This window comes from Actinomycetota bacterium (assembly GCA_030684515.1).
In the GTDB taxonomy this organism is placed as follows: Bacteria; Actinomycetota; Actinomycetes; order S36-B12; family S36-B12; genus UBA11398.
In genome coordinates, this window is sequence record JAUXVJ010000016.1 from 226,526 (window position 1) to 250,272 (window position 23,747).

Consider the following 23,747-nt stretch of genomic DNA (forward strand, 5'->3'; position numbering starts at 1 on the left):
CGCTGTGTGCACACGCGCACAGATCCATCCGCCTAAGCGTCGGGAGCTCACATGAGGTCATCCACCCGATGAACGAGCAGGGTTAGTCATGCGTCGTTCGCACTGACGGTTCGGGTTGGATAACCCGGGCCAAAGACAGGAGAAACGTGTCAAAGGTCCGGGTCCATGAGCTCGCAAAAGAGCTAGGGGTCACAAGCAAAGATGTACTCGCCAAGCTCGCTGAGCTAGGGGAGTTTGTGAAGTCTGCGTCGTCCACGGTTGAACCGCCGGTCGCGCGCAAGCTCAAAGAGGCGATGCCAGCAGTGGCCGCCCCTGCAAAGCCAGCCGCAAAGAAGGCGGCCGCCAAGCCTGCTGAGGCAGCCGTCGCCCCTGTGCCAGTAGCTCCAATTGAGTCCGTGGCACCTGCTGCTCCAACGCCAGCTGCAGCTCCCGCGCCCGTGCCAGCTGCGCCCGTAGCACCTGCGCCTGTGGCGCCGGCGCCGGTAGCACCGGCGCCCGTAGCGCCGGCAGCCGCCGCGACAGAGTCCGCGCCCGTAGCTCCGACAGCTCCCCGTCCAGATGCTCCTCGCCCAGCTGGTCCCCGTCCGGGTAACAATCCCTTCGGTGGTTCCACGGGCATGGGTCGTCCGGCAGCTCCTCGTCCGGGTAACAATCCCTTCGGTGGTTCCACGGGCATGGCTCGTCCGGCAACCCCGAGTGCTCCAGCGGTGCCAGGCGCGCCTCGTCCCAATCCAGGCATGATGCCCGCGATGCGCCAAGCGCGTCCTGGTGCCCCAGCCAGCCCAGGTCAGCGTCCCAGCGGTCCCGGACAGCGTCCTGGTGGCCCAGGTGGTCCCGGACGTCCAAGTGGGCCCGGTGGCCCGGGTCAACGTCCGGCAGGTCCCGGTGGATTCCAAAATCGCGGTCCAGCCGGTCCTGGTGGCGCTGGCCGTCCCGGTGGCGGTGGTGGAGGATTCGCTGGTCGCCCGGCAGGCCCAGGCGGCGGCACCGGTGCCCCCGGCGGTCCCGGTGGATTCCCAGGTCGCCCCGGTGCAGGTGGCCGTGGCACGACCGCAGGCGCCTTTGGTCGTCCCGGGGGTCGTCCTTCACGCGGACGCAAGTCCAAGCGAGCCAAGCGTCAAGAGTTCGACAACATGCAGGCGCCGTCACTGACTGGCGTGCGCATCACGCGGGGCAGCGGCGAATCCATTCGCCTTCCTCGTGGCGCAAGCGTGTCGGATTTCGCAGACAAGATCGGCGCCATGCCAGCAGATCTGGTCAAGGTGCTGATTGAACTCGGCGAGATGGTGACCACCACTCAGTCCATTGACGATGACACCCTGCGTCTGCTCGGTGAGGAGCTCAACTACGTCGTTGAGGTCGTTTCACCTGAAGATGAGGATCGTGAGCTCCTTGAGTCCTATGACCTTGAGTTTGGTGAAGATGAAGGCGGCGAAGTCGACCTCATCACTCGTCCGCCTGTGGTGACCGTCATGGGTCACGTCGATCACGGCAAGACACGTCTTCTGGACTCGATCCGCAAGACCAATGTCATCGGCGGAGAAGCTGGTGGCATCACTCAGCACATCGGTGCCTACCAAGTTGCTGCGATGACTGCGACCGGTGAGCGCAAGATCACCTTCATTGACACCCCCGGACACGAGGCCTTCACAGCCATGCGTGCCCGTGGCGCGCAGGTCACCGATATTGCGATTCTCGTGGTCGCGGCCGATGACGGTGTGAAGCCTCAGACGATTGAAGCACTGAACCACGTACAGGCCGCAGGCGTGCCGATCGTGGTGGCCGTGAACAAGGTCGACAAAGAGGGTGCGGACCCGATGAAGGTTCGCGGTCAACTCACGGAATACGGCTTGGTTGCTGAAGAATTCGGTGGCGACACCATGTTCATCGACGTGTCAGCTCTCAGTGGCATCGGTATCCCCGCCTTGCTGGATGCCGTGCTCCTGACTGCTGATGCGGCACTGGACCTTCGCGCCAATCCGAATCAGGATGCCCAGGGTGTGGCGATCGAAGCGCACCTGGATCGTGGTCGCGGACCGGTGGCAACAGTGTTGGTCCAACGCGGAACACTTCGCGCTGGTGACTCCATCGTGGCCGGCGATGCCTTTGGTCGTGTTCGTGCAATGCACGATGACGAGGGCAATGTCGTTGAGGTCGCTGGGCCCTCGTTCCCTGTTCAGGTGCTCGGTCTCACGTCCGTGCCCGGCGCCGGTGACAGTTTCCTCGTGGTCTCCGAGGACCGCATCGCCCGACAGATCGCCCAGACGCGTCAAGCCCGTGAGCGCAATGCCCTGCTGGCAAAAAACCGCGTCAAGCGTTCACTTGAGGACTTCCTTGAGTCCATTGAGAAGGGTGAGGTTGCAGAACTCAATCTCATCATCAAGGGCGACGTGTCCGGTTCGGTCGAGGCTCTTGAAGAGGCATTGGTCAAGATCGATGTCGGCGATGAAGTCTCGATGCGTGTCATTCACCGTGGCGTCGGTGCGATCACCAAGAACGATGTGACCCTGGCCGCAGCCTCCAAGGCTGTGATCATCGGGTTCAACGTTCGACCTGAGGGCAAGGTTGCCGAATTGGCGACTCATGAGGGTGTCGATGTGCGCTTCTACAGCGTGATCTACGCCGCCATCGACGATGTCGAGCAGGCCCTTCGCGGCATGCTCAAGCCGATCTACGAGGAAGTGCAGCTGGGTACCGCCGAGGTGCGTGAGGTCTTCAAGTCCTCCAAGTTCGGCACCATCGCCGGCTGTGTTGTGCAGACGGGTGAGATCAAGCGCAACTCCAAGGCTCGCCTTGTGCGCGATGGGGCAGTGGTCGCCGACAGCGTTGCGGTGGCTGGCCTGCGTCGATTCAAGGACGATGTGACAGAGGTTCGCGAGGGCTTCGAGTGCGGTATCAATCTGGGCAACTTCCAAGACGTCAAGGTTGACGACATCATCGAGACCTTCGAGATGCGCGAGATTCCGCGGAAGTCATGACCAAGGCGCGCCAGCACAAGCTGGAGGATCGCGTTCGGGTCATCGTTGCCGAGACTCTCGAAAAGCGAGTGAAGGATCCCAGGCTGGGATTCATCACGATCACTGATGTACGCATGACTCCTGATCTTCGCGAGGCATCGATCTTCTACACGGTGTTTGGCGATGCCGAATCTGTCGATGCAACGGCTATCGCTCTGGAGTCTGCGAAAGGCTTGTTGCGCAGTGAGGTTGGCAAGCAGACCGGGATCAAGTTCACCCCGTCGCTCGCCTTCTTCGCTGACGCGATGCCTGAGAATGCTCGCCACGTTGAAGATCTCCTGCGCAAGGCGCAGGAGGACGATGCCCGGGTGCATGAGCAGGCAACAAGCGCGAAGTACGCCGGCGACATCGACCCCTATCGGCATCCCCGTGAGGTTGACGGCGAGGAAGAGTGAACGGGCTGCTCGTACTCGACAAGCCCAGCGACTGGACTTCGCATGATGTCGTCGGTCGGGTGCGACGCATCCTTGGCACCCGCAAGGTCGGCCACGCCGGCACCTTGGATCCCATGGCTACCGGAGTCCTGATTCTGGGCGTCGGACGCGCCACGCGACTGCTCGGATACATCTCTGGAGCTGACAAGACCTACACGGCCACGATCCGCCTGGGGCAGAGCACGAGCACCGATGATGCTGAAGGCGAGTTCATCGGCCAGGCATCCTCGGATGCATTGGCTGCGCTGCATCTCTCGTCAGTCGAGGAAGGCATCGCCTTGCTCACCGGAACGATCATGCAAGTTCCGAGTTCGGTCAGCGCCATCAAAGTCGATGGCAAGCGGGCATATGCACGGGTGCGCGCTGGCGAAGATGTCGTATTGCCTCCGCGAAGAGTCGAGGTCAGCGAATTCGCGCTGCTGGATCATCAGTTCGGCGAATTCTGGCTGGACCTTCAGGTACAGGTGACGTGCAGTTCCGGCACGTACATCCGCGCACTTGCCCGCGATCTTGGCAATGAACTCAGTTTGGGCGGCCACCTCACCGCGCTTCGGCGAACCCGACTTGGTCCCTGGGATCAAAGCGAGGCGATATCAGCCGAAGATCTTGCTTCGGGAGCAATCTCAGAGGAGTCATTGATCTCCTTGGAGGATGCGGCCGCACGCGTGTTTCCCCGATGGGTCGTGTCGGATCCCGACTCGCTCATGGTGCGCAATGGTCGGCGTATTGATTGGACCTATGCCGAGTCCTCCGACCCGGTTATTGCGATCTTCGACAACGGAGGTAATTTTCTGGCACTGGCAGAGCAGCATGGCCCGACTGCCAAATACCTTGCAGTGTTCGTCTGACCTAGGGTTGATTTCAAATGGCGAGTGAGCGCACCAGTCCAAGTGAGCGCAAGGGCGCAGTCCTGTGCATTGGCGTCTTTGACGGAGTGCACAAGGGACACCAGGCGCTGCTTGCCGAAGGCCGAGCGCTGGCCGATGAACTGGGACTTCCACTTGTGGCAGTGACCTTTGACCCGCATCCGTTGTCAGTCGTTCGTCCCGACTTCGCTCCGACTTCGCTCGCGAGCCTGGCCGAGCGCAGGTTCCTGCTCTTCAATGCAGGTGCTGACGATGTGTTCGTACTGAAGTTCACTCAAGAGGTGTCTGGCTGGGAGCCAGAGGAGTTCATCCATCGAGTGCTTGCCGACACCTTGCAGGCCAAGGCGATTGTGGTTGGCGAGAACTTTCGCTTTGGTCATCGCGCGGCCGGTGACGTCGACACCCTTCGTGAGGCAGGCAAGCGATATGGCTTTGTCGTGAGTGCGGTCACGATGGCAGCTGATGCCGAACCCTGGTCATCAACACGGGTACGCACGGCCATCGCCGAGGGAGACATGGCTGAGGTCAGGCGCGTTCTTGGGCGCAACTATGAACTCACCGGAATCGTGGTGCATGGCGACCACCGGGGACGCGATCTGGGATTTCCCACGGCGAACCTGCTGTGGCTGGGCAACCCGGCCATTCCCGCTGATGGTGTCTACGCCGGGTGGCTGGTGGTGCGCAACCAACGCTTTCCCGCGGCGATCTCCGTTGGCACAAACCCGCAGTTCTCAGGCGATGAACGTCGCATTGAGAGCTATGTCCTTGATCGGGATGACCTTGATCTGTACGACTGCGAAGTCACCATCGTGTTTGTTGCTCATTTGCGCGGGCAACTGGTGTTCGATGGCCTCGAGGGGCTCATCGAGCAGATGAATCAGGACGTGGCCAAGACGCGTGAGGTCTTGAACCTGCTGTAGGGCTGATACTCTTTGCTCTCCAGACGGTCAAGAAGCGGGCGCTTCGCGATTCGTGTCGAAATTGAAATGTGTCCCAGACAGGGACGCGCCCGAGAGGAACGTATGTCGCTCGATAGTGCAACCAAAGAAGCCATCATTGCCGAATTCGGCTCAAAGCCTGGTGATACCGGCTCTCCAGAAGTTCAGATTGCGTTGCTCAGTCGTCGTATCAACGACCTGACCGAGCACCTCAAGACTCACAAGCACGATCACCACAGTCGGCGTGGGCTGCTGCTCCTGGTTGGGCAGCGTCGTCGCTTGCTGCAGTACCTGGTCAAGACCGATATCGCCCGATACCGCTCGATCATCGAGAAGCTCGGCATTCGCCGCTAATACTTTTCGAACTGGCGCGAAGATCGCGCCAGTTCTGCTTTATCCGCGCGGAAACCTTCCGAGCGGCACAACTTCATACTGCGTATGAGATTCGGGGCGCTGCGACGCTGTCGCCTGTCGGTCCTCGGTAGTGACCTCCTGGTGTGATTCACCAGTGGGCCTCGATCGGAGACCGCCACTTGCCCGCACTCGCGAGCGCCCCTGTTAACGAACAGGAGGCACCCGTGGAGGGTCCCGCAATTGCAACAACCCAGGCCGTTATTGATAACGGCGCACTGGGGCAACGCGTCATTGTCTTCGAGACCGGACGACTCGCCCGCCAAGCGGCAGGCGCAGTCACCGTCACCCTCGATGACGAGACGATGCTGATTTCAGCCACGACGGCAGGCAAGTCGCCGCGTGATTCATTCGACTTCTTCCCACTCACTGTGGACGTTGAAGAGCGTATGTACGCCGTGGGCCGCATCCCCGGCTCGTTCTTTCGTCGTGAAGGTCGACCAAGTGAGGACGCAATCCTCACCTGCCGTCTCATCGACCGTCCGCTTCGCCCAACCTTTGTCAAGGGTCTGCGCAATGAGGTGCAGGTGGTCGTGACCGTCATGGCACTCAACCCTGGTGATCTCTACGACGTTGTGGCGATCAATGCCGCTTCAGCGTCGACTCAGATTGCCGGCCTGCCCTTCAGCGGCCCTATCGGCGCCGTGCGCGTTGCGCTCATCCGCGGCCAGTGGGTTGCCTTCCCGACGCATGATCAGCTTGAGGAGGCCGTGTTCGACATGGTCGTCGCAGGCTCCATCATCGGTGACGACATCGCCATCACCATGGTTGAGGCCGAGGCCACAGTTCGCACAATTGAATTGATCGCAGGTGGGGCGACTGCTCCGACAGAGGCAGTTGTCGCACAAGGCCTGGAAGCTTCCAAGGCTTTCATCCGAGTGCTCTGTGAAGCACAGATCGAGCTTGCTGCAACCGCAGCAAAGCCAACGGGCCACTTCCCGGTCTTCCTTGACTATGAAGATGACGCGTATGAGGCCGTCTCGGCAATCGCGTTCGATTCAGTTGCTGAAGCGCTGAAGATCCTTGGCAAGTCCGAGCGTGAAGATCGACTCGATGCCATCAAGGCAGAGGTCCTCGAGCAAATTGGCGACAAGTTCGCTGGTCGCGAGAAGGAACTGTCGGCAGCTCTTCGCTCAGTGACCAAGAACTGCGTTCGCGAGCGTGTGCTTCGCGAGAAGATCCGCATCGATGGTCGTGGGCTCACCGACATTCGCACCTTGTCCGCTGAGGTGCAGGTCATCCCACGTGTGCATGGCTCAGCGCTGTTCGAGCGCGGCGAGACTCAGATCCTGGGCATCACCACCTTGAACATGCTGCGCATGGAACAGCAGCTTGACACTCTCAATCCTGAGAATCGCAAGCGTTACATGCACAACTACAACTTCCCGCCGTACTCCACAGGTGAGACGGGTCGTGTGGGTTCCCCCAAGCGTCGCGAGATCGGCCATGGTGCTCTCGCGGAGCGCGCCCTGGTGCCGGTGCTGCCTTCGCGCGAGGAGTTCCCGTATGCCATTCGTCAGGTCTCTGAGGCACTGAGCTCCAATGGCTCAACCTCAATGGGCTCGGTCTGCGCATCGACCATGTCGCTGCTCAACGCCGGTGTGCCACTCAAGGCTCCTGTTGCGGGTATCGCAATGGGCCTGATCTCTGGTGTTGTTGACGGCAAGCAGGAGTACGTGGCGATCACGGACATCCTGGGAGCAGAGGACGCATACGGCGACATGGACTTCAAGGTCGCCGGCACCAAGGATTTCGTCACGGCCTTGCAGTTGGACACCAAGCTCGATGGCATTCCTGCGTCGGTGCTCGCCGCCGCTTTGAACCAAGCCCGCGATGCTCGCCTGACCATTCTTGAGGTGATGGCCGAGGCCATTGACGCTCCTGATGAGATGGCAGCGACTGCGCCGCGCGTGATCAGCATCCAGGTGCCAGTTGACAAGATCGGTGAGGTCATTGGGCCAAAGGGCAAGATCATCAACCAGATCCAGGAAGAGACCGGCGCCGACATCACTATCGAGGATGACGGCACGATCTACATCGGTGCAACTGATGGTCCATCTGCTGAGGCAGCTCGCGCGATGATCAACCAGATCGCCAATCCGACGATGCCTGAAGTTGGCGAGCGTTACCTGGGCACGGTCGTCAAGACGACCACCTTTGGTGCATTCATCTCTCTGGTACCTGGCAAGGACGGCCTGCTGCATATCTCGGAGGTCAAGAAGCTTGCCGGTGGCAAGCGCATCGAGGCTGTTGAAGATGTGCTCAAGGTCGGTGACAAGGTCGAGGTTGAGATCAAGGAGATCGATCCGCGCGGAAAGCTCTCCCTTCAGCCGGTAACCGAAGCGGCCGCGGTCTAACCACCGATGGCACGCGCGCACACCACCACTCTGCTCAGGGAGGACGACGGCAGCATTGTCTGCCGAACCGTTCTCCCTGGCGGACTGCGCATCATCACACAGCAAGTCCCCGGAGTTCGCTCCGCCGCATTCGGCGTATGGGTCACCGCAGGCTCTCGCGATGAGACTCCAGCCCAGCATGGCTCGGCGCATTTTCTCGAGCACCTCCTGTTCAAGGGCACACACAAGCGATCAGCGCTGGAAATCTCGTCAATGGTCGATGCAGTTGGTGGTGACCTGAACGCCTTCACAGGCAAAGAGCTGACCTGTTATCACGCCAAAGCACTCGATCGTGATCTGCCGATGATCATCGACGTGGTCTGTGACGTAGTAACCGATGCATTGCTGCGCAATGCAGACATCGAGGATGAACGCGGGGTCATTCTCGAAGAGATCGCGATGTATGAAGATGATCCAGGCGATCTTGTGCACGATGACTTTGCTTCACTCATGTACGGCGATTCACCTCTTGGACGTCCGATCCTGGGCACAACGGATTCCATCCAGCGACTGGGTCGCGCGCATGTCAAGAGCTTCTACCGCAAGCATTACCAGCCCTCATCGATCGTTGTAGCTGCGGCAGGCAATTTCGATCACGCAGAAGTCGTGAAGCGCGTGCGGGCTGCGTTTGATCCCTACTTGGATCCCAGTGCCGATCCAAAGCCACTGCGAAGCAACAAGACGCGTCCCGCAGTGAAGACCGGCATCACCTTGAATTCCCGCCCCACCGAGCAAGCCAACCTGGTGCTCGGCGTCCCCGGTCTGGCGCGCGGCGACGAGCGTCGCTATGCCATGGCAGTGATGACCACTGCGCTGGGCGGTGGCATGAGCAGCCGCATCTTCCAGGAGGTTCGCGAAAAGCGAGGTCTTGCCTACTCCGTCTACGCTTTCAGTCAAGGATTCACGGACAGCGGCATGCTTGGTCTGTATGCCGGATGCCTGCCTTCAAAGGTTCCCCTCGTTCTTGAGATCTTCCAGGAGCAGATGGCAGATGTCGTGCGCAATGGGCTCACCGCTGACGAAGTTCGGCGAGGCAAGGGGCAGGTCAGTGGCTCGATGGTGCTGGGTCAAGAAGACACCGGTGCTCGCATGCATCGCATCGCAAAGTCAGAACTGCAGGGCGAGCCGCTGCTGAGCATTGATCAACTGCTGAGTCAGGTTGACGAAGTGACGTCAGGGCAAGTGCATGAAGTCGCAGCTGAACTGTTCGCCGCTACTCCCAGCTTGGCCATCATCGGGCCCTTCGACGACGTCTCGGCCTTCGCGCTCAACCACTAAGGTCTCGTCATGGCTGGATCCGGGCTCATTCAAGTTGGCGTGGTTGGCGCGCGCGGTCGCATGGGTCAGCAGGTCGTGCAGACCATCACAGACTCCAGCACATGTGCGGTCCTCGCTGCCGTTGATCAGGGCGATGATCTGAACCTGCTCAATAACTGCGACGTGATCGTTGACTTCACTACCCCAGATGTCGTCATGGCCACTCTCGAACATTGCATCCGACATGGAGTGCACTGTGTGGTCGGAACTACAGGCTTCGACGATGCGCGGCTCCAACAGTTGCGCACCTTGCTCGCAGCATCGCCTAGCGTCAACGTGCTCGTGGCTCCCAACTTCGGCATTGGGGCAGTGCTCATGATGCAATTCGCGCAGATCGCAGCCCCGTACTTTGAGTCTGTTGAAATCGTCGAGCTGCATCACCCTGACAAGGTCGATGCTCCATCTGGCACAGCGCGTCGCACTGCAGAATTGATTGCCGCGGCTCGTGGTGAGCGCGGTATCGGTGTCAGCCCCGATGCGACTTCTCAGGAAGTCGCTGGCGCACGCGGGGCTTCGATCGGAGATGTCCGAGTGCACTCCGTACGTGCACGCGGCCTCGTCGCCCACCAGGAAGTCATCTTCGGAGGCTTGGGTGAGACCCTGACAATTCGACATGACTCGATGGATCGCAGTTCGTTCATGCCAGGCGTGTTGTTGGCAGTGGAGAACATTGCTTCGCACCCCGGGCTCACTGTTGGTCTCGATTCCTTTCTGAGCTAGCAATGTGGGGCCGGCGAGACTTTCGACAGCAAAGTGCTGTTCGCAGCGTTGAGCGTGGGTTGATCCAAGTCGTCCTCATCTGGGAGGCACTCTGGATGCTCTTTGAGCAGCAATTGCGTCCGAACGCCATTTCGCCCGCTTGGGTGGCGTTCGTGGTGTGGATTCTCATTGGTCTGTGGTGCGCCGCGTTCTTGGCCCTGCTGTTCAATCCTCGTCGATTGCGGTGGCAGTTGTGGCCGCAAGTCATCGTCATCCCGCTCCTGCTGGTTGCCGCAGTTGGTGTGCTGATCAACGATCCAGCCACGCAGCTGATCGGGCTGGGAGTGCTGCTGAGCGCATTGAGTGTTGCGCTGGCCGGCTTGCTGTTTCCTTGGCGGTATGCGGCCGGATGGCTCGTGTTGTCGTGCGCAGCGACCGTGGCTGTCCTGCCTCATGTGAGTGCCAGCGCAGAGGTTCAATTCATTCTCGTGGTCGCAGCCGTTGGCAGCGGGGCCATCGGTATCCGAATGTCGTTGTTGGTCGCAGCAGCTCGCGAGGATCAAATCCACTCGGAGCTGCTCAATGAATTTGTACGATCAAGTGAGCTTGAGCGCGAGGATCAAGTGCTGCAACGAGCCGCGCAGATCCTGCACGAGAGCGTCCTCAACACATTGGCTGCAATTGTTGCCGGAGGCGTGGTCGCTGACGAGCAGACTCTCGAGCGCCTTCGGTCTCGTGCCCGGCAAAGCCAGTTGGTCGTGCAATTGGTCACAGGCGATGTGGATGAGCTCAACGTCGAGTCGGATCGAGGTTGGCTTCGCACTCTTGAACCCGCATTGATCGAACTCGACATCCTGGGCGTGCGGTCCAAGGTCGCGGTCAGCGGTGAAGTCTTGGTGCCTCCTCTGGTCCGGGGTGTGCTGGTTGGGGCTGTCAGCGAAGCCATCGCGAACGTGCAGAGGCACGCGCACGCGACATCAGTCAGCATCAGAATTGAAGAATGGATAAACGAGTCCGGCACCGCGTCGATCTCGGCGGAGATCAGCGACGACGGTATTGGATTTGAATCGCCTGCGACCTCTGAGCGATTCGGCGTGGATGGAGCCATTCGCACAGCTGTGAGCGCAGTGGGCGGTCGCGTTGATATTCGCAGCCGTCCAGGCATTGGAACCACCGTGCGGATCCAATGGCACCACAAAGAGGATCAACTCCTGGCTCAGCCCGTCTCATCGGGACGATGGGAATTGGCCGGCGCGTTCGTGCGCCCGGCGATTTTGGCGCTGCTGGCCTTGTCCTTGGTGTCGATCGTTGGCGGGTGGTCAGCGGATCTCCATCAGCTCGCGACGGTGAGTGCCTTCTTCATCGCGACGGCTCTGGCTGTACTGGTCTTGATCGTGACCTCAAGCGGTGAAGTTCCAGCCTGGCTGGCTGCAGTCATTGCTCTTGCCAGTCCGGCCGTCATTGCGCTGCAAAGCGCCGGGCGCGATGGTGCGGGCGCAGGGGTGTTGGGGGATTGGTCGCCGATCCTGGTGCTTGGTCTGCTCGTGGTCATCGCAGCCAATGGGCCCTTCTGGGCATGGATCGCCGCGCTTGCCTCATGGGCGGTATGTCAGTTGGCCATCGTGGGAGGTCTGGATTGGCCTGGGGTGACGGCGATCCTGCTCGCTGGGCTCTACGGGTGGGTAATGCGGCGAATTGGCCGCAGCTACCTGCAAACCGTGCATGACATCAAGGCACAGGAGGAAGCGGGAGTGCTCGCCTCCCAGGCCATTGCTGAGGCGCAGCAGAAGTTCCAGCCATTGGCGCAAACGCAACTCGACGCCATTCTGGGCGGCATAGCTGAGGGCACCTTGCGAGCCGACTCTCCCGAAGTCCGGCGGCAGTGCGCATCGCTAGACGGGTATATCAGGGCGTTGCTTCGCCTTGATCCGGCTCGAGATCCTCTGCACGGTGCAGCAAGCCTGGTGGCCTTGCGCGGCTACCACGAGGACTGCATCGTGGATATCGCACTGCCACCTGTCACCGGCTGGGCTGAGACTGACCGGGCCGAGCTCGCCAGGCTGGCACAGATCTGTGTCGATGAGATGCGGCTGAGCACTCTTCGAGTGACGGGCGGTCGCGAGGATCGAACGGCTGTGGCCAGATTTGTGGGCAGCTTTGCTGATCTGAGCGATGCCAGAGGCGCGGCGCTTGCCCTGCGAGAGCGCCTGAACTCGCTCACGATTGAATTTGTGGTGGCCGACGACGAATTCAGTCGATCAGTGATGGTGGAGTTTCGCAATCGTGGATACTTCGCCAATGAGCACAGCGACGACGGGATGCACTCTCGCGCTCATTGACGATCACGAGGTCGTGCGCGAAGGATTGCGGGCTTTGCTTGCGGGGTCTGGTCGCACCCCAGTGGTGTACTGCGGGGATCAGCCGCATGAGGCTGCGTTCGCGAGGGCCCAAGTCGCTCTGCTGGACGTGGACCTCGGGCCAGCGGGTCTGCCGGTGAGTGAGAGCGTGCAGATCCTGACCGAAGCCGGAAGCCATGTGCTGCTGTTGAGTGCGTACGAGGATTCCGTTGCGATCCGCGCTGCCCTCAATTGTGGCGCACTGGGCTTTGTCGCCAAGCGCGTGTCGTTGGAGTCGCTGATTGAGGCCATCGAGGTTGTGGCCAGTGGCGAGCTGTACTTGTCAATGGATTTGGCTTCCATACTCTCCCTAGCACCTGAGACCCCAGATCTCAGTCCGCGAGAACTCCACGCGCTGCGGCTGTACGCCTCAGGTCTGAAACTGAGCGCTGTCGCCGCGAACATGGGTATCTCTCCCCATACCGCCAAGGAATACCTCGATCGCGTTCGCACGAAGTACGGGCATGTCGGCAGAACAGCTCGTACGCGCACTCAGATGTTCGCCGAGGCACAGCGCGACGGATTGCTGGACCTCTAGCCGTGTCGGTCCATTGGGGGACAGAAGTGGGTGGACGTGGAAGCTGCTTTCCGATCAAATGGTGCGGCCGGCGAGCGCGGGGGTCTCGCCGGACATCTGCATTCGCGGCGCGCACGTGGAATCCAAGTGCGTTCCGAGTGCGCGGCTAAGGTTGAACGGTGGAATTGACCTTTCGTAGCGACATCACCGTTGAACTCGTGCGCGACAGCGCCAATGACGCGGATGTGGTCTTTGCCGCTCGCGTGTCCACTGCGGGTGAGCAGTCACTTGACGACGTCGATGCTGATGCCGGCAGTTCCAAGGGCCTGATCAACTTCTTGATGCGTGAACGACACGGCAGTCCCTTTGAACACAACTCGATGACTTTCTTCGTGCAGGCGCCGATCTTCGTCTGGCGCGAGCACATGCGTCACCGCATGGCCAGCTACAACGAGGAATCTGGGCGCTACCGCGAGTTGAAGCCAGTGTTCTATGTGCCAGCGCGCGATCGCCAGTTGGTGCAGATTGGCAAGACCGGGGCCTATGAGTTTCTCGATGGCAGTGACGAGCAGTACGAGCTCCTCGATCGACGGATGCGCGAATCCTGCACGCAGTCCTACGCGGCCTACCAGGAAATGCTGGACGCCGGTATCGCACGTGAGGTCGCGCGCATGGTCCTGCCAGTATCGATCTTCTCCAGCGCCTATGTCACCGTCAATGCTCGGGCATTGATGAACTTCCTGTCTCTTCGGCGCAAGGCCGAGGATTCGACGTACCCCTCATATCCGCAACGTGAGATCGAGATGGTGGCGGAGCGCTATGAGGAAGAATGGTCTCGACTGATGCCGTTGACCCACGCGGCCTTCGTGGCCAACGGTCGCGTCTCTCCATAGCAAACGGCGCGACCACTACTCTCGTACTCATGCCCGGCCATACGACACCTGAAGCCCCATTCGGGTACACGCTCTCGGCGATGGTTACCCCTTTCAAGGCGGACGGTAGCCTCGACCTTGATGGCGCCCAAACGCTCGCGACACACCTGGTCGACAATTTGAATCACGATGGCCTGGTGATCAATGGCACGACCGGCGAGTCACCAACCAAGACTGACGAAGAAGACGTTGCAGTCTTGCGTGCAGTTGTCGAGGCGGTTGGCGACCGGGCGACCGTGGTCGCTGGCGTAGGCACCAATGACACTGCTCACTCAGTAGGGGCTGCTCGCGCGGCAGCGAGTGCTGGGGCACACGCGGTGATGGCCGTGACTCCGTATTACAACCGCCCTCCGCAATTGGGTCTGCTCGCACACTTCCATGCGATCGCCGACGCAACCGACTTGCCGATGATCACGTATGACATTCCCAAGCGCACGGGCACCGCAATTGAGACGGACACGTTCGTGCGTATCGCTGAGCACCCGCGCATCGTTGCGAACAAAGATGCCAAGGGCGATCTGGAAGCCGCGCAGTGGGTGATGGCACGCACAGATCTGGCTTGGTACTCCGGCGACGATGCGCTCAATCTCCCCCTGCTATGTCTTGGCGCGGTTGGGGTGATCTCGGTTGTGGGTCACCTCGTCGGTGATCGGCTGGCCGATATGTCACGAGCCGTCCGCGAAGGCGATCTCGAACTCGCCCGCAAGATCAACAGTTCACTGCTTCCCGTCTATTCCGGCGTGTTTCGCGCCCAAGGAGTTGTCACCATCAAGGCTGCACTGGCCCAACTCGGGCTCCCATCCGGGCCGGTTCGCCTGCCCTTGCTTGACGCATCAGATGAGCAGCGCGAGCAACTGTGGCGCGATCTTGCCGCGGGCAGCGTCGCCGGATTCTCTGCATGACACAGGTATCTGCATGACACATAGCGAATTGGCTCCGCCACCACCTCTGGCGCCGGGCGCCGTCAGAATTTTCGCCTTGGGCGGGCTCGGAGAGATCGGTCGCAACATGACCGTGTTTGAGTTCGATGGTCGGCTACTCATCTTGGACTGCGGGGTCTTGTTTCCAGAAGACTCCCAGCCCGGGGTAGACCTCATCCTGCCCGATTTCGCACCCATCGCGGATCGCATGGATGATGTCGAGGCCGTCGTGCTGACGCATGGACACGAGGATCACATCGGCGCGCTGCCCTATTTGCTGCGGCTGCGCCAGGACATTCCCATCTATGGATCCCGTTTCACCTTGGCTTTGCTCGAAGGCAAACTCCGCGAACACCGGATTCCCGGCAAGGTGAATCTGATCGCCGAAGGCCAGAATCTTCAGATCGGAAATTTCGGGCTGGAGTTCCTCGCGGTGAATCACTCGATCCCTGATGCGCTGGCGCTTGCGATCCGCACACCGGGGGGCACGATCCTGCACACAGGTGACTTCAAGATGGATCAGTTGCCTCTTGACGGTCGTATTACCGACTTGAATGGCTTTGCACGCATCGGCGACCAAGGTGTTGATCTCCTGATGGTCGACAGCACCAACGCTGAAGTTCCTGGCTTTGTTGCAAGCGAACGCGACATCGAGCCAGTACTCGACAGCGTGTTTCTCCGTGCTGACGGCCGCATCATCGTGGCTTCCTTCGCCAGTCATGTGCACCGCATCCAACAGATCATCGACATGGCCGCCCTGCACGGGCGCAGGGTTGCCCTCGTGGGACGTTCGATGGTCCGCAATATGGGAGTGGCGCGCGATCTGGGAATCCTCAAGGTTCCAGGTGGCCTGATGGTCACAGTCGATGAACTCGCAGGCCTGCCGGAAGATGAGACGGTGCTCATCTGCACTGGGTCCCAGGGTGAGCCGATGGCGGTGCTGTCTCGCATCGCCAATCGCGATCATCCGATCAGCGTCGGGACCCAGGACACCGTGGTGTTGGCCTCTTCGCTGATCCCCGGCAACGAGAACTCAGTCAACCGGGTTGTGAATGGACTTTCGCGTCTGGGCGCCCACGTCGTGCACAAAGGCAATGCCCTCGTGCACGTTTCCGGCCACGCTGCCGCCGGTGAGCTTCGCTACCTATACAACGTGGTGAAGCCGCGCAATGTGATGCCAGTCCACGGCGAATGGCGACACCTGCGGGCAAACAAGCAGTTGGCTATTGGCGTGGGCATCGAGCCTGATCGGGTAATTCTGGCTGACGACGGCGTTGTGGTTGACCTCGTCGATGGCAAGGCAGCCATTGTCGGCTACCTGCCCGTCGGCTTTGTCTATGTCGATGGATCAAGTGTCGGCAATGTGACAGAGAACCTGCTGAAGGACCGAAGGGTCCTCGGGGAAGAGGGCTTCATCACCATCTTCGCGGCCGTGGATCTCATCGAATCCAAGGTGGTCGCCGGCCCCGAGATTCACGCACGCGGACTCGGCTTGAAGGACGAATCTTTCAGCGTTGCCGTTGATCAGGTGCGCACGGTGCTTGAAGAGGCATTGATCAGTGGGGTGACCGATGTGCACGAACTTCAACAACGAGTTCGTCGTCAGGTCGGCAAGTGGGTCAATACCCATCACAAGCGTCGACCGATGATCGTGCCCGTCATTATTGAGGGCTAGCGCAGCCGTTTCATCGCGCTGCCTAGACTTCGCCCATGTCCATCCAGGAGATCCGCCTCTTTGGCGACCCTGTGTTGCGAGTCCCGGCAGCCCCAGTGGTCACCTTCGATCGTGAATTGCGCAAGCTCGTGAAGGACCTGACGGAAACCATGATGGATGCACCGGGGGCAGGTCTTGCCGCGCCACAGATCGGCGTCTCCCTTCGGGTCTTCACGTACTGGGTCGATGATGAACTCGGACACTTGATCAATCCCGATCTTGACCTCTCTGATGAGCTTCAAGAGGGCGATGAGGGCTGCCTTTCACTTCCTGGTCTGTCCTTTGACACCAAGAGGGCGATGCGCGTTGTCGCGCGTGGCATGAATATGCACGGAGAGCCGATCGTCATTGAAGGCAGCGAGTTGCTGGCCCGCGCAGTGCAGCATGAGACCGATCACCTCGACGGAATTCTGTTCATCGACCGACTTGACGAGGCCCTGCGCAAGGCCGCAATGAAGGAGATTCGAGAGTCTGAATGGTTTGGTGAAGCTCTTCCGGTGCAGTTGAGTCCGCACCCCATCAATGCGAAGTGGCTGTAACCCTTGCGTCTTGTGTTTGCTGGTACCCCTGAAGTCTCTGCTGTTGCCCTTCAAGCCCTCCTTGCGACCGATCACCAAATCGTCGGGGTGATCACTCGAGCGGATGCTCCCGCGGGCCGAGGCCGAACACTGCAAAGAAGCCCTGTCGGCCGCGTGGCCGATGAACACGGCATTCCTGTTCTCCAACCCCGATCGCTCAAGGATCCGGCATTTCACGACTCATTGGCGACTCTGGAACCGGACTGCATCCCCGTAGTGGCCTACGGCAACCTCGTGCCGGTCGATCTGCTCACGGCAGCGAGATTCGGGTGGATCAACCTGCACTTCTCGCTCCTGCCGGCCTGGCGTGGTGCCGCACCAGTGCAGTGGTCAATCCTGCACGGCGATGAGGTCACTGGGGCGAGCACCTTTCTCATCGGCCCAGGCCTAGATGACGGTCCGGTCTTTGGAAGCTTCACCGAACGCGTGCTGCCAACAGACACTGCAGGTCAGCTGTTGGCCCGCTTGGCGCAACATGGAAGCTCGTTGTTGGTCGCCACTCTTGACGGCATTGAGGCTGGCGAACTGGTGCCGGTGGAGCAGCCAGACTCCGGTGTCAGCCTGGCTCCGAAATTGAGCAGTGACGATGCCCGCATTCGTTGGACCGACCCTTGGGTCGGTGTTGACCGCCGGATTCGCGCCACGACTCCTGAACCCGGTGCTTGGACCACTCTTGGCGCTGATCGCATCAAGGTGTCCCCGCTCCTTGAGCGAGAGCCTGAGGAAGCACCTGATCTTGCTCCTGGCCAAATCCATGTCTCCAAGGCCGCGGTGTGGGTAGGCACTGCCAGCCGCGCTGCCTGTCTGGATCAAGTGCAGGCGGCCGGCCGCAAGCTCATGAACGCGCGAGACTGGGCGCGTGGTGTTCAAGTACACGGGCTGTCATTCCAATGAGCGGTGATCTTTCAAGAGAGTCCGCGCTGGAACTTCTGCGGGTCGTACGCGTCGATGACGCCTATGCGAACCTGGCTCTGCCGGCGATCCTGCGCGCACGAAGGCTGGAAGGCCGCGATGCCGGCTTTGCAACGGAACTCGGTTACGGAACCTTGCGCTGGCAGGGCTGGTATGACGCCATCCTGGCGACGTGTGTGACGCGTCCTTGGGACCAGGTTGATGCTGGCATGAAGGATCTGCTTCGACTGGGCACCCACCAGCTCCTGATGATGCGCGTTCCCACCCATGCCGCAGTCGATTCGACCTGCAATCTGGCAAGAGCCGCGGGCGCTGTTGGCGGGGCGGCTTCTCGAGCCGGGTTCGTCAACGCTGTATTGCGCAAGGTGTCGGCCCGTACGGCGGATGAATGGGCAATCGAACTCGGTGTCAGTGGACCTTCTGAGAAGGAATTGGCCGTCCGCTGGTCTCATCCGCTTTGGATCGTTCGCGCCTTCTCGCAAGTGCTCGCTGACCGAAACTCCGAGCTCGCTGAACTTCTGCAAGCCGACAACACTGCTGCTCGTCCTTCCCTTGTCGCTCGACGAATATCGACCGCCGAACTCATGGAGATCCCAGGCGTTGAAGCAGGTCGATGGTCGCCAGTGGCCGGCACCCTCATTGACGGCACTCCGGAATCCATTCCCGAGATTCGCAGTGGCCAAGTCGGAGTACAGGACGAGGGCAGTCAGTTGGTGACCTTGGCCCTGACGCGAGTGCCCGTCTCCAGTCATGAAGGTCGATGGCTGGACATGTGCGCGGGACCCGGCGGCAAGGCAGCTCTCCTTGAATCCATTGCCTTCAATCAGGACGTGCATCTGGTTGCCGTGGAGCCGCATGCTCATCGTGCCCAACTCGTGCGACAGTCCTTGGGACAGGACAGCGCCGCAGAAGTCCTCGTGGCGGATGCCGTTTCTCAACCGTGGGAAGGGCAGTTCGATCGGGTGCTGGTTGATGTGCCCTGCAGTGGCCTGGGGGCCCTGCGCAGACGTCCGGAATCTCGCTGGCGCCGCAAGCTCAGCGATGTCGCTGAACTGGCTCCGTTGCAGCGCTCGCTGTTGAACGCGGCAATCGCTGCTGTCGCACCCGGGGGCGTGATCGGATACGTGACCTGCTCTCCACATTTTGCCGAGACCGAACTGGTGATCAGCGATATCCGAAAGCAGCACCCAGAGCTGCGGCTTCTTGATGCCCCGAGTTTCCTGCCGGAAGTTCCCGATGCCGCTCGAGGATCCTTTGTTCAACTCTGGCCACATCGACATGGCACTGACGCCATGTTCCTGGCGCTGCTCCAACGCCCCCTGTAACACCAGTCCGCGGCTACTACTCTGAGCGCGTGGGCCTGTTGATTTCACCGAGTGTGCTGAATGCCGATCTGTCTCACTTGGCAGACGAAGTCGCCAGGGTGGAGGCAAGTGCAGACTGGATTCACCTGGATGTCATGGACAACCATTTCGTTCCGAATCTGACCTTCGGCCTCCCAGTGGTCCAGTCATTGATTCGCAGCACCTCGTTACCCGCGGATTGCCATCTGATGATTGCGGATCCTGATCGATGGGCCCCTGCATATGCCGAGGCGGGTGCGGGCAGCGTGACCTTTCATGTGGAGGCTGCAGTCAATCCGCGCCAGATCTGCCGCGATGTCAGGGCGGCAGGAGCCCGGGCAAGCGCAGCGGTCAAGCCAGGCACCGACATCGACGTGCTTGAGGATCTGCTTGGCGAACTGGACATGATCCTGGTGATGACAGTTGAGCCGGGATTTGGAGGCCAGTCCTTCATGGATGCGATGCTGCCCAAGATCGTGCGCGCCCGAGAATTTGCACAGCGCTCGGGAACTGACATCTGGGTACAGGTGGACGGTGGTGTCGACGCCAGCACCATCGGTCGATGCGCAGAAGCCGGTGCCAATGTCTTCGTTGCCGGATCAGCCGTCTATCGGGCTGATGACCCAGATCTGGTTGTGCAGGAACTGCGCTCCATTGCGCAGACAGCATGCAGCCACTGACCCCCGAGCGTGCTTCTGAGGCCATGCGCCAAGCGATCGCGCTTGCCTATGAAGGCCCCCGCAGTGCAAACCCTCGAGTGGGGTGCGTGATTCTTGACGTTGACGGCCAAATGGTTGGCGCTGGTTTCCATCACGGCGCGGGAACGGCACATGCTGAGGTTGAAGCGCTGGCAGCCGCTGGTGATCGGTCCAGAGGCGCTACTGCAATCGTCACTCTTGAACCGTGCAATCACGTCGGTCGTACCGGGCCTTGCACGCAGGCGTTGATCGCTGCGGGCATCAGTCGAGTGGTGTTCGCTCAATCGGATCCAACTCCGCAGGCATCTGGCGGTGCAACCGTCCTTCGCAGAGCAGGCATCGAGGTTATTGAGGGCGTTCAGCGTGCTGAAGCCAACGAGATCAACAAGGCCTGGACTCATGTACAACTCAGTGGCCGTCCCTATGTCGTGCTGAAGCTTGCTCACACCATTGATGCTCGAGTTGCCGATGGTGATAGTGGACCCACGGCCATCTCTGGACCGCAGGCCCGCGTATTCACGCATGAACTGCGAGCGCAGAGCGATGCTGTGCTGGTGGGTACGGCCACTGCCATGGCCGACGACCCTCAGCTCACCGTGCGCGAGCTATCCGTTGAAACTCAGCCGCTGCGGGTCGTGATGGGTGAGCGCGAGCTTCCTGGGGGCCTGCGTGTGCTCAACAATGCCGCCCCGACGCTGCTCATCCGCGACCGACATCCGCTGATCGCTCTGGGAATGCTGCGTGAGCGCGGAGTTCAGCAAGTCCTGCTTGAAGGTGGACCCACGCTGGCCTCGGCCTTTCTTGAGGCTGACTGCGTCGACGAGCTCGTGTGGTTCATCGCTCCCGCGCTCATGGGGGCTGGAGTGGCTTCCTCGCATCCGATGACCAGGACTTTTCCAGTCGATGTGTCTGAGGTTCGGCTCATCGGGAATGATGTGATGGTGCGCGGGCAGATTTCCCGCGGCGCCTGAGTCAGCGTGAGGAAGTCCAAGTGTTCACCGGGATTGTCGAAGAGCGCGGCGAAGTCGTGTCGGTCCTCCTTCAGGGCGACTCGGCTCGCATGGTCATTCGCGCTGGCCTAGCGCTCCAGGACGCCAAACTGGGCGACTCGATCTCGGTCAATGGTGTTTGCCTCACCGTCGCCGAGCTTGATGACGATTCCTTCACGGCTGATGTGATGGCCGAAACTCTCACGCGCACCTCTCTCGGTGCTGCCAGCATCGGATCTCCGGTCAACCTGGAACGGGCAATGCCGGCCCACGGTCGTCTTGGTGGTCATCTTGTGCAAGGCCATGTCGACGCCACCGGGCAAATCCTCAGCATCACTCCCGCAGAGCACTGGACGGTTGTGCGCGTTTCCCTTCCCGAGCAACTTGCTCGCTACGTCGCTGAAAAGGGTTCGATCACGGTCGATGGGGTATCGCTGACGGTCGTCAACGTCGATGACGAGTCCTTTACCGTCTCATTGATTCCCACAACCCTGCGAGAGACCACCCTTGGTGAACGCCAGGTGGGCGAGCCAGTCAATCTGGAGATTGACGTCATCGCGAAGTACGTCGAGCGATTGTTGGAGGCGCGCAAGTGATTCCAGCTGACGAGTTGTTCAAATCGCAGAAGCCAGCCGAGAAGGCGCACCAGCTGCTTTCGTCGAGTGCCAGGCCAGCGGCTAATGGTGGCGTGCAATTGGACTCCATTGAAGAGGCGATCGATGCTCTTCGATCCGGTCAGGCAGTCGTCGTGGTGGACGATGAAGATCGTGAGAATGAAGGCGACCTCATCTTTGCGGCGAATGCGGCTACGGCTGAACTCACCGGTTTCATGATTCGTCACACATCCGGATACATCTGCGTTGGCATGACGGGCGCTGATCTGGATCGACTTGGTCTTCCTCCCATGACAGCGGTCAATGAGGATCGAAAGGGCACTGCATACGCGGTATCGGTGGATGCTCGTGATGTAGAGACCACAGGTATTTCTGCCAAGGACCGCGCTCACACCATTCGAGTGCTCGGCGACAGTGCTACTGATCCCTTTGATCTCACCCGCCCGGGCCACGTCATGCCGCTGCGGGCAGTTGAAGGTGGGGTCCTGCGCAGGCCGGGCCACACCGAAGCCTCGGTCGATCTTGCGCGGATGGCAGGGTTTACGCCCGCTGGCGCACTGTGCGAACTCGTCAATGACGATGGCTCGATGATGCGTGCACTTGAGTGCCGAGCCTTCGCGGATGCGAATGGACTTCGGATGATCTCGATCGCTGATCTCATCCGATTTCGTCGGCAGAACGAAGTGCAAGTAGTGCGTGTGGCTGAAACCAAGCTGCCCACTGAGTTCGGCGAATTCCGTGCTGTTGGCTTTCGAAGCGACATTGACGGCACTGATCACATGGCATTGGTGATGGGGGATATCGCAGACGGCGAGCAGGTGCTCGTTCGTGTGCATTCCGAGTGCCTGACTGGAGACGTCTTCGGATCCTTGCGATGCGATTGTGGCCCTCAGCTCCAGGCAGCCCTGCGCCGAGTTGCTGAGGAAGGCAGGGGTGTCGTGCTCTACATGCGAGGGCATGAAGGTCGTGGCATCGGCCTTATGCACAAGCTCATGGCGTATCGCTTGCAGGACGACGGTCGTGACACTGTCGATGCCAACCTTGATCTTGGACTCCCAGCTGACGCGCGTGACTACGGAACCGGTGCGCAGATCCTCTTTGAACTCGGAGTGCGCAGCATGCGACTGCTGACCAATAACCCTGCAAAGCGGGCTGGCCTCGAAGGCTACGGCTTGGCGATTGTTGAGCGACTTCCCTTGGAAATTGCATCGAATGTGCATAACGAGGACTACTTGAACACCAAAGCCACGCGTATGGGACACACCCTCGGCGATCAGACATCGGAAGGTTCAGCATGAGTGGCCAAGGGGCGCCCGCACTGACCATCACGGCGCCAAATGCTCGGGTGGCCATTGTTGCTGCCTCGTGGCATGTGGAGGTGATGGATGGCCTCGTCTCCGGAGCCGAGCGTGCGTGTCTGGCTGCTGGCGCCACGTCCCGCATCATTCGCGTAGCCGGATCCTTCGAACTGCCGATCGTGGCCAAGGCTTGTGCGTCCTCCGACGAATTCGACGTCGTCGTCGCACTCGGCGTCGTGATTCGCGGCGATACCCCGCACTTTGAGTATGTCTGCGCTGCTGCGACCGATGGGCTCGCGCAGGTGGCCTTGGATTATCTGGTTCCAGTCGGTTTTGGCTTGCTGACGTGTGACACCGAGGCCCAAGCGCTCGCGCGCGCTGGACTGCCTGGTTCAAATGAGGACAAGGGCTTTGAGGCAACCCAGGCGGCCTTGGCCACCTGGCACACCGTCGCCAGCATCACGGGAGACTCAGGTCCTCAGTAGGCTGCTTCTGTGAAGACCTTCGACGAGCTGTATTTCGAACTTGTAGAAAAGACTGCCTCGCACGAGGAGGACTCCGGCACGGTGAAACTGGTCGAGCTAGGGGTTCACGCCATCGGCAAGAAGGTGGTCGAAGAAGCGGCAGAAGTCTGGATGGCTGCTGAACATGAAGGACCGGACCGAACTGCCGAAGAGATCGCGCAGTTGCTCTACCACCTGCAGGTGATGATGATTGCGAGCAATATCTCCCTCGACGACGTGTATCGGCGGTTGTAG

The 23,747-nt window shown here is 60.4% G+C and carries 22 protein-coding genes; all 22 read left to right on the plus strand.

The window, feature by feature from the left end; translation table 11 throughout:
* Positions 1-146: 146 nt before the first annotated feature.
* Positions 147-2,978, plus strand: a complete 2,832-nt coding sequence (gene infB, locus Q8M73_07605) for a translation initiation factor IF-2 (GenBank protein ID MDP2288417.1) — start codon at positions 147-149, stop codon at positions 2,976-2,978.
* The gene (gene rbfA / locus Q8M73_07610) at positions 2,975-3,412 is read left to right on the plus strand and encodes a 30S ribosome-binding factor RbfA (protein ID MDP2288418.1); all 438 of its coding nucleotides are present in this window, start codon (positions 2,975-2,977) and stop codon (positions 3,410-3,412) included. Before infB ends, rbfA begins: the two co-directional genes overlap by 4 nt.
* Entirely contained in the window at positions 3,409-4,299 is an 891-nt protein-coding gene (truB, locus tag Q8M73_07615; GenBank protein ID MDP2288419.1) for a tRNA pseudouridine(55) synthase TruB, read from the plus strand. The genes rbfA and truB overlap by 4 nt, the downstream gene beginning before the upstream one ends.
* A gap of 17 nt (positions 4,300-4,316) precedes the next feature.
* Complete coding sequence (locus Q8M73_07620) at positions 4,317-5,237, plus strand: bifunctional riboflavin kinase/FAD synthetase (protein MDP2288420.1); 921 nt, start codon at positions 4,317-4,319, stop codon at positions 5,235-5,237.
* Positions 5,238-5,339: 102 nt separating this feature from the next.
* Positions 5,340-5,609, plus strand: a complete 270-nt coding sequence (rpsO, locus tag Q8M73_07625) for a 30S ribosomal protein S15 (protein ID MDP2288421.1) — start codon at positions 5,340-5,342, stop codon at positions 5,607-5,609.
* 224 nt (positions 5,610-5,833) lie between these two features.
* Positions 5,834-8,023 carry a polyribonucleotide nucleotidyltransferase gene (locus Q8M73_07630; protein ID MDP2288422.1) on the plus strand — a complete coding sequence of 730 codons (2,190 nt, stop codon included), beginning with the start codon at positions 5,834-5,836 and terminating at the stop codon, positions 8,021-8,023.
* Between the two features lie 6 nt (positions 8,024-8,029).
* On the plus strand, positions 8,030-9,340 hold the full coding sequence (locus tag Q8M73_07635; GenBank protein ID MDP2288423.1) for a pitrilysin family protein: 1,311 nt from the start codon (positions 8,030-8,032) through the stop codon (positions 9,338-9,340).
* Positions 9,341-9,349: 9 nt separating this feature from the next.
* Positions 9,350-10,099 (plus strand): 4-hydroxy-tetrahydrodipicolinate reductase, encoded by a 750-nt coding sequence (gene dapB, locus Q8M73_07640; GenBank protein ID MDP2288424.1) that lies wholly within the window; start codon positions 9,350-9,352, stop codon positions 10,097-10,099.
* A gap of 59 nt (positions 10,100-10,158) precedes the next feature.
* A complete protein-coding gene (locus Q8M73_07645) occupies positions 10,159-12,417 on the plus strand; it encodes a hypothetical protein (GenBank protein MDP2288425.1) in 2,259 nt (752 codons plus the stop codon).
* Positions 12,377-13,012 carry a response regulator transcription factor gene (locus Q8M73_07650; GenBank protein ID MDP2288426.1) on the plus strand — a complete coding sequence of 212 codons (636 nt, stop codon included), beginning with the start codon at positions 12,377-12,379 and terminating at the stop codon, positions 13,010-13,012. Before Q8M73_07645 ends, Q8M73_07650 begins: the two co-directional genes overlap by 41 nt.
* Before the next feature lie 158 nt (positions 13,013-13,170).
* Positions 13,171-13,884, plus strand: a complete 714-nt coding sequence (gene thyX / locus Q8M73_07655; protein ID MDP2288427.1) for an FAD-dependent thymidylate synthase — start codon at positions 13,171-13,173, stop codon at positions 13,882-13,884.
* A gap of 29 nt (positions 13,885-13,913) precedes the next feature.
* Complete coding sequence (gene dapA / locus Q8M73_07660) at positions 13,914-14,825, plus strand: 4-hydroxy-tetrahydrodipicolinate synthase (protein MDP2288428.1); 912 nt, start codon at positions 13,914-13,916, stop codon at positions 14,823-14,825.
* A gap of 13 nt (positions 14,826-14,838) precedes the next feature.
* Positions 14,839-16,518: a ribonuclease J gene (locus Q8M73_07665; protein ID MDP2288429.1), complete on the plus strand. Its 1,680-nt coding sequence runs from the start codon at positions 14,839-14,841 to the stop codon at positions 16,516-16,518.
* 35 nt (positions 16,519-16,553) lie between these two features.
* Positions 16,554-17,096 (plus strand): peptide deformylase, encoded by a 543-nt coding sequence (def, locus tag Q8M73_07670; GenBank protein ID MDP2288430.1) that lies wholly within the window; start codon positions 16,554-16,556, stop codon positions 17,094-17,096.
* Positions 17,097-17,099: 3 nt separating this feature from the next.
* Positions 17,100-18,029, plus strand: a complete 930-nt coding sequence (gene fmt / locus Q8M73_07675; protein ID MDP2288431.1) for a methionyl-tRNA formyltransferase — start codon at positions 17,100-17,102, stop codon at positions 18,027-18,029.
* On the plus strand, positions 18,026-19,372 hold the full coding sequence (locus Q8M73_07680) for a transcription antitermination factor NusB (protein ID MDP2288432.1): 1,347 nt from the start codon (positions 18,026-18,028) through the stop codon (positions 19,370-19,372). The genes fmt and Q8M73_07680 overlap by 4 nt, the downstream gene beginning before the upstream one ends.
* Before the next feature lie 29 nt (positions 19,373-19,401).
* The gene (gene rpe / locus Q8M73_07685) at positions 19,402-20,070 is read left to right on the plus strand and encodes a ribulose-phosphate 3-epimerase (GenBank protein ID MDP2288433.1); all 669 of its coding nucleotides are present in this window, start codon (positions 19,402-19,404) and stop codon (positions 20,068-20,070) included.
* A complete protein-coding gene (gene ribD, locus Q8M73_07690; protein ID MDP2288434.1) occupies positions 20,058-21,059 on the plus strand; it encodes a bifunctional diaminohydroxyphosphoribosylaminopyrimidine deaminase/5-amino-6-(5-phosphoribosylamino)uracil reductase RibD in 1,002 nt (333 codons plus the stop codon). The genes rpe and ribD overlap by 13 nt, the downstream gene beginning before the upstream one ends.
* Before the next feature lie 20 nt (positions 21,060-21,079).
* Positions 21,080-21,673, plus strand: coding sequence for a riboflavin synthase (locus tag Q8M73_07695; GenBank protein ID MDP2288435.1), 594 nt, complete (start codon positions 21,080-21,082; stop codon positions 21,671-21,673).
* 92 nt (positions 21,674-21,765) lie between these two features.
* Positions 21,766-22,989, plus strand: coding sequence for a bifunctional 3,4-dihydroxy-2-butanone-4-phosphate synthase/GTP cyclohydrolase II (locus Q8M73_07700; GenBank protein ID MDP2288436.1), 1,224 nt, complete (start codon positions 21,766-21,768; stop codon positions 22,987-22,989).
* Entirely contained in the window at positions 22,986-23,474 is a 489-nt protein-coding gene (gene ribH / locus Q8M73_07705) for a 6,7-dimethyl-8-ribityllumazine synthase (protein ID MDP2288437.1), read from the plus strand. Before Q8M73_07700 ends, ribH begins: the two co-directional genes overlap by 4 nt.
* 9 nt (positions 23,475-23,483) lie before the next feature.
* A complete protein-coding gene (locus Q8M73_07710; GenBank protein ID MDP2288438.1) occupies positions 23,484-23,747 on the plus strand; it encodes a phosphoribosyl-ATP diphosphatase in 264 nt (87 codons plus the stop codon).

What these genes read in the sequence shown, in the direction of transcription:
- rbfA (MDP2288418.1), top strand. Translation starts at nt 2,975, where the DNA reads ATGACCAAGGCGCGCCAGCACAAGCTGGAGGATCGCGTTCGGGTCATC.
- Q8M73_07620 (MDP2288420.1), top strand. Translation starts at nt 4,317, where the DNA reads ATGGCGAGTGAGCGCACCAGTCCAAGTGAGCGCAAGGGCGCAGTCCTG.
- rpsO (MDP2288421.1), top strand. Translation starts at nt 5,340, where the DNA reads ATGTCGCTCGATAGTGCAACCAAAGAAGCCATCATTGCCGAATTCGGC.
- Q8M73_07635 (MDP2288423.1), top strand. Translation starts at nt 8,030, where the DNA reads ATGGCACGCGCGCACACCACCACTCTGCTCAGGGAGGACGACGGCAGC.
- dapB (MDP2288424.1), top strand. Translation starts at nt 9,350, where the DNA reads ATGGCTGGATCCGGGCTCATTCAAGTTGGCGTGGTTGGCGCGCGCGGT.
- Q8M73_07650 (MDP2288426.1), top strand. Translation starts at nt 12,377, where the DNA reads ATGAGCACAGCGACGACGGGATGCACTCTCGCGCTCATTGACGATCAC.
- dapA (MDP2288428.1), top strand. Translation starts at nt 13,914, where the DNA reads ATGCCCGGCCATACGACACCTGAAGCCCCATTCGGGTACACGCTCTCG.
- Q8M73_07665 (MDP2288429.1), top strand. Translation starts at nt 14,839, where the DNA reads ATGACACATAGCGAATTGGCTCCGCCACCACCTCTGGCGCCGGGCGCC.
- def (MDP2288430.1), top strand. Translation starts at nt 16,554, where the DNA reads ATGTCCATCCAGGAGATCCGCCTCTTTGGCGACCCTGTGTTGCGAGTC.
- Q8M73_07680 (MDP2288432.1), top strand. Translation starts at nt 18,026, where the DNA reads ATGAGCGGTGATCTTTCAAGAGAGTCCGCGCTGGAACTTCTGCGGGTC.
- ribD (MDP2288434.1), top strand. Translation starts at nt 20,058, where the DNA reads ATGCAGCCACTGACCCCCGAGCGTGCTTCTGAGGCCATGCGCCAAGCG.
- ribH (MDP2288437.1), top strand. Translation starts at nt 22,986, where the DNA reads ATGAGTGGCCAAGGGGCGCCCGCACTGACCATCACGGCGCCAAATGCT.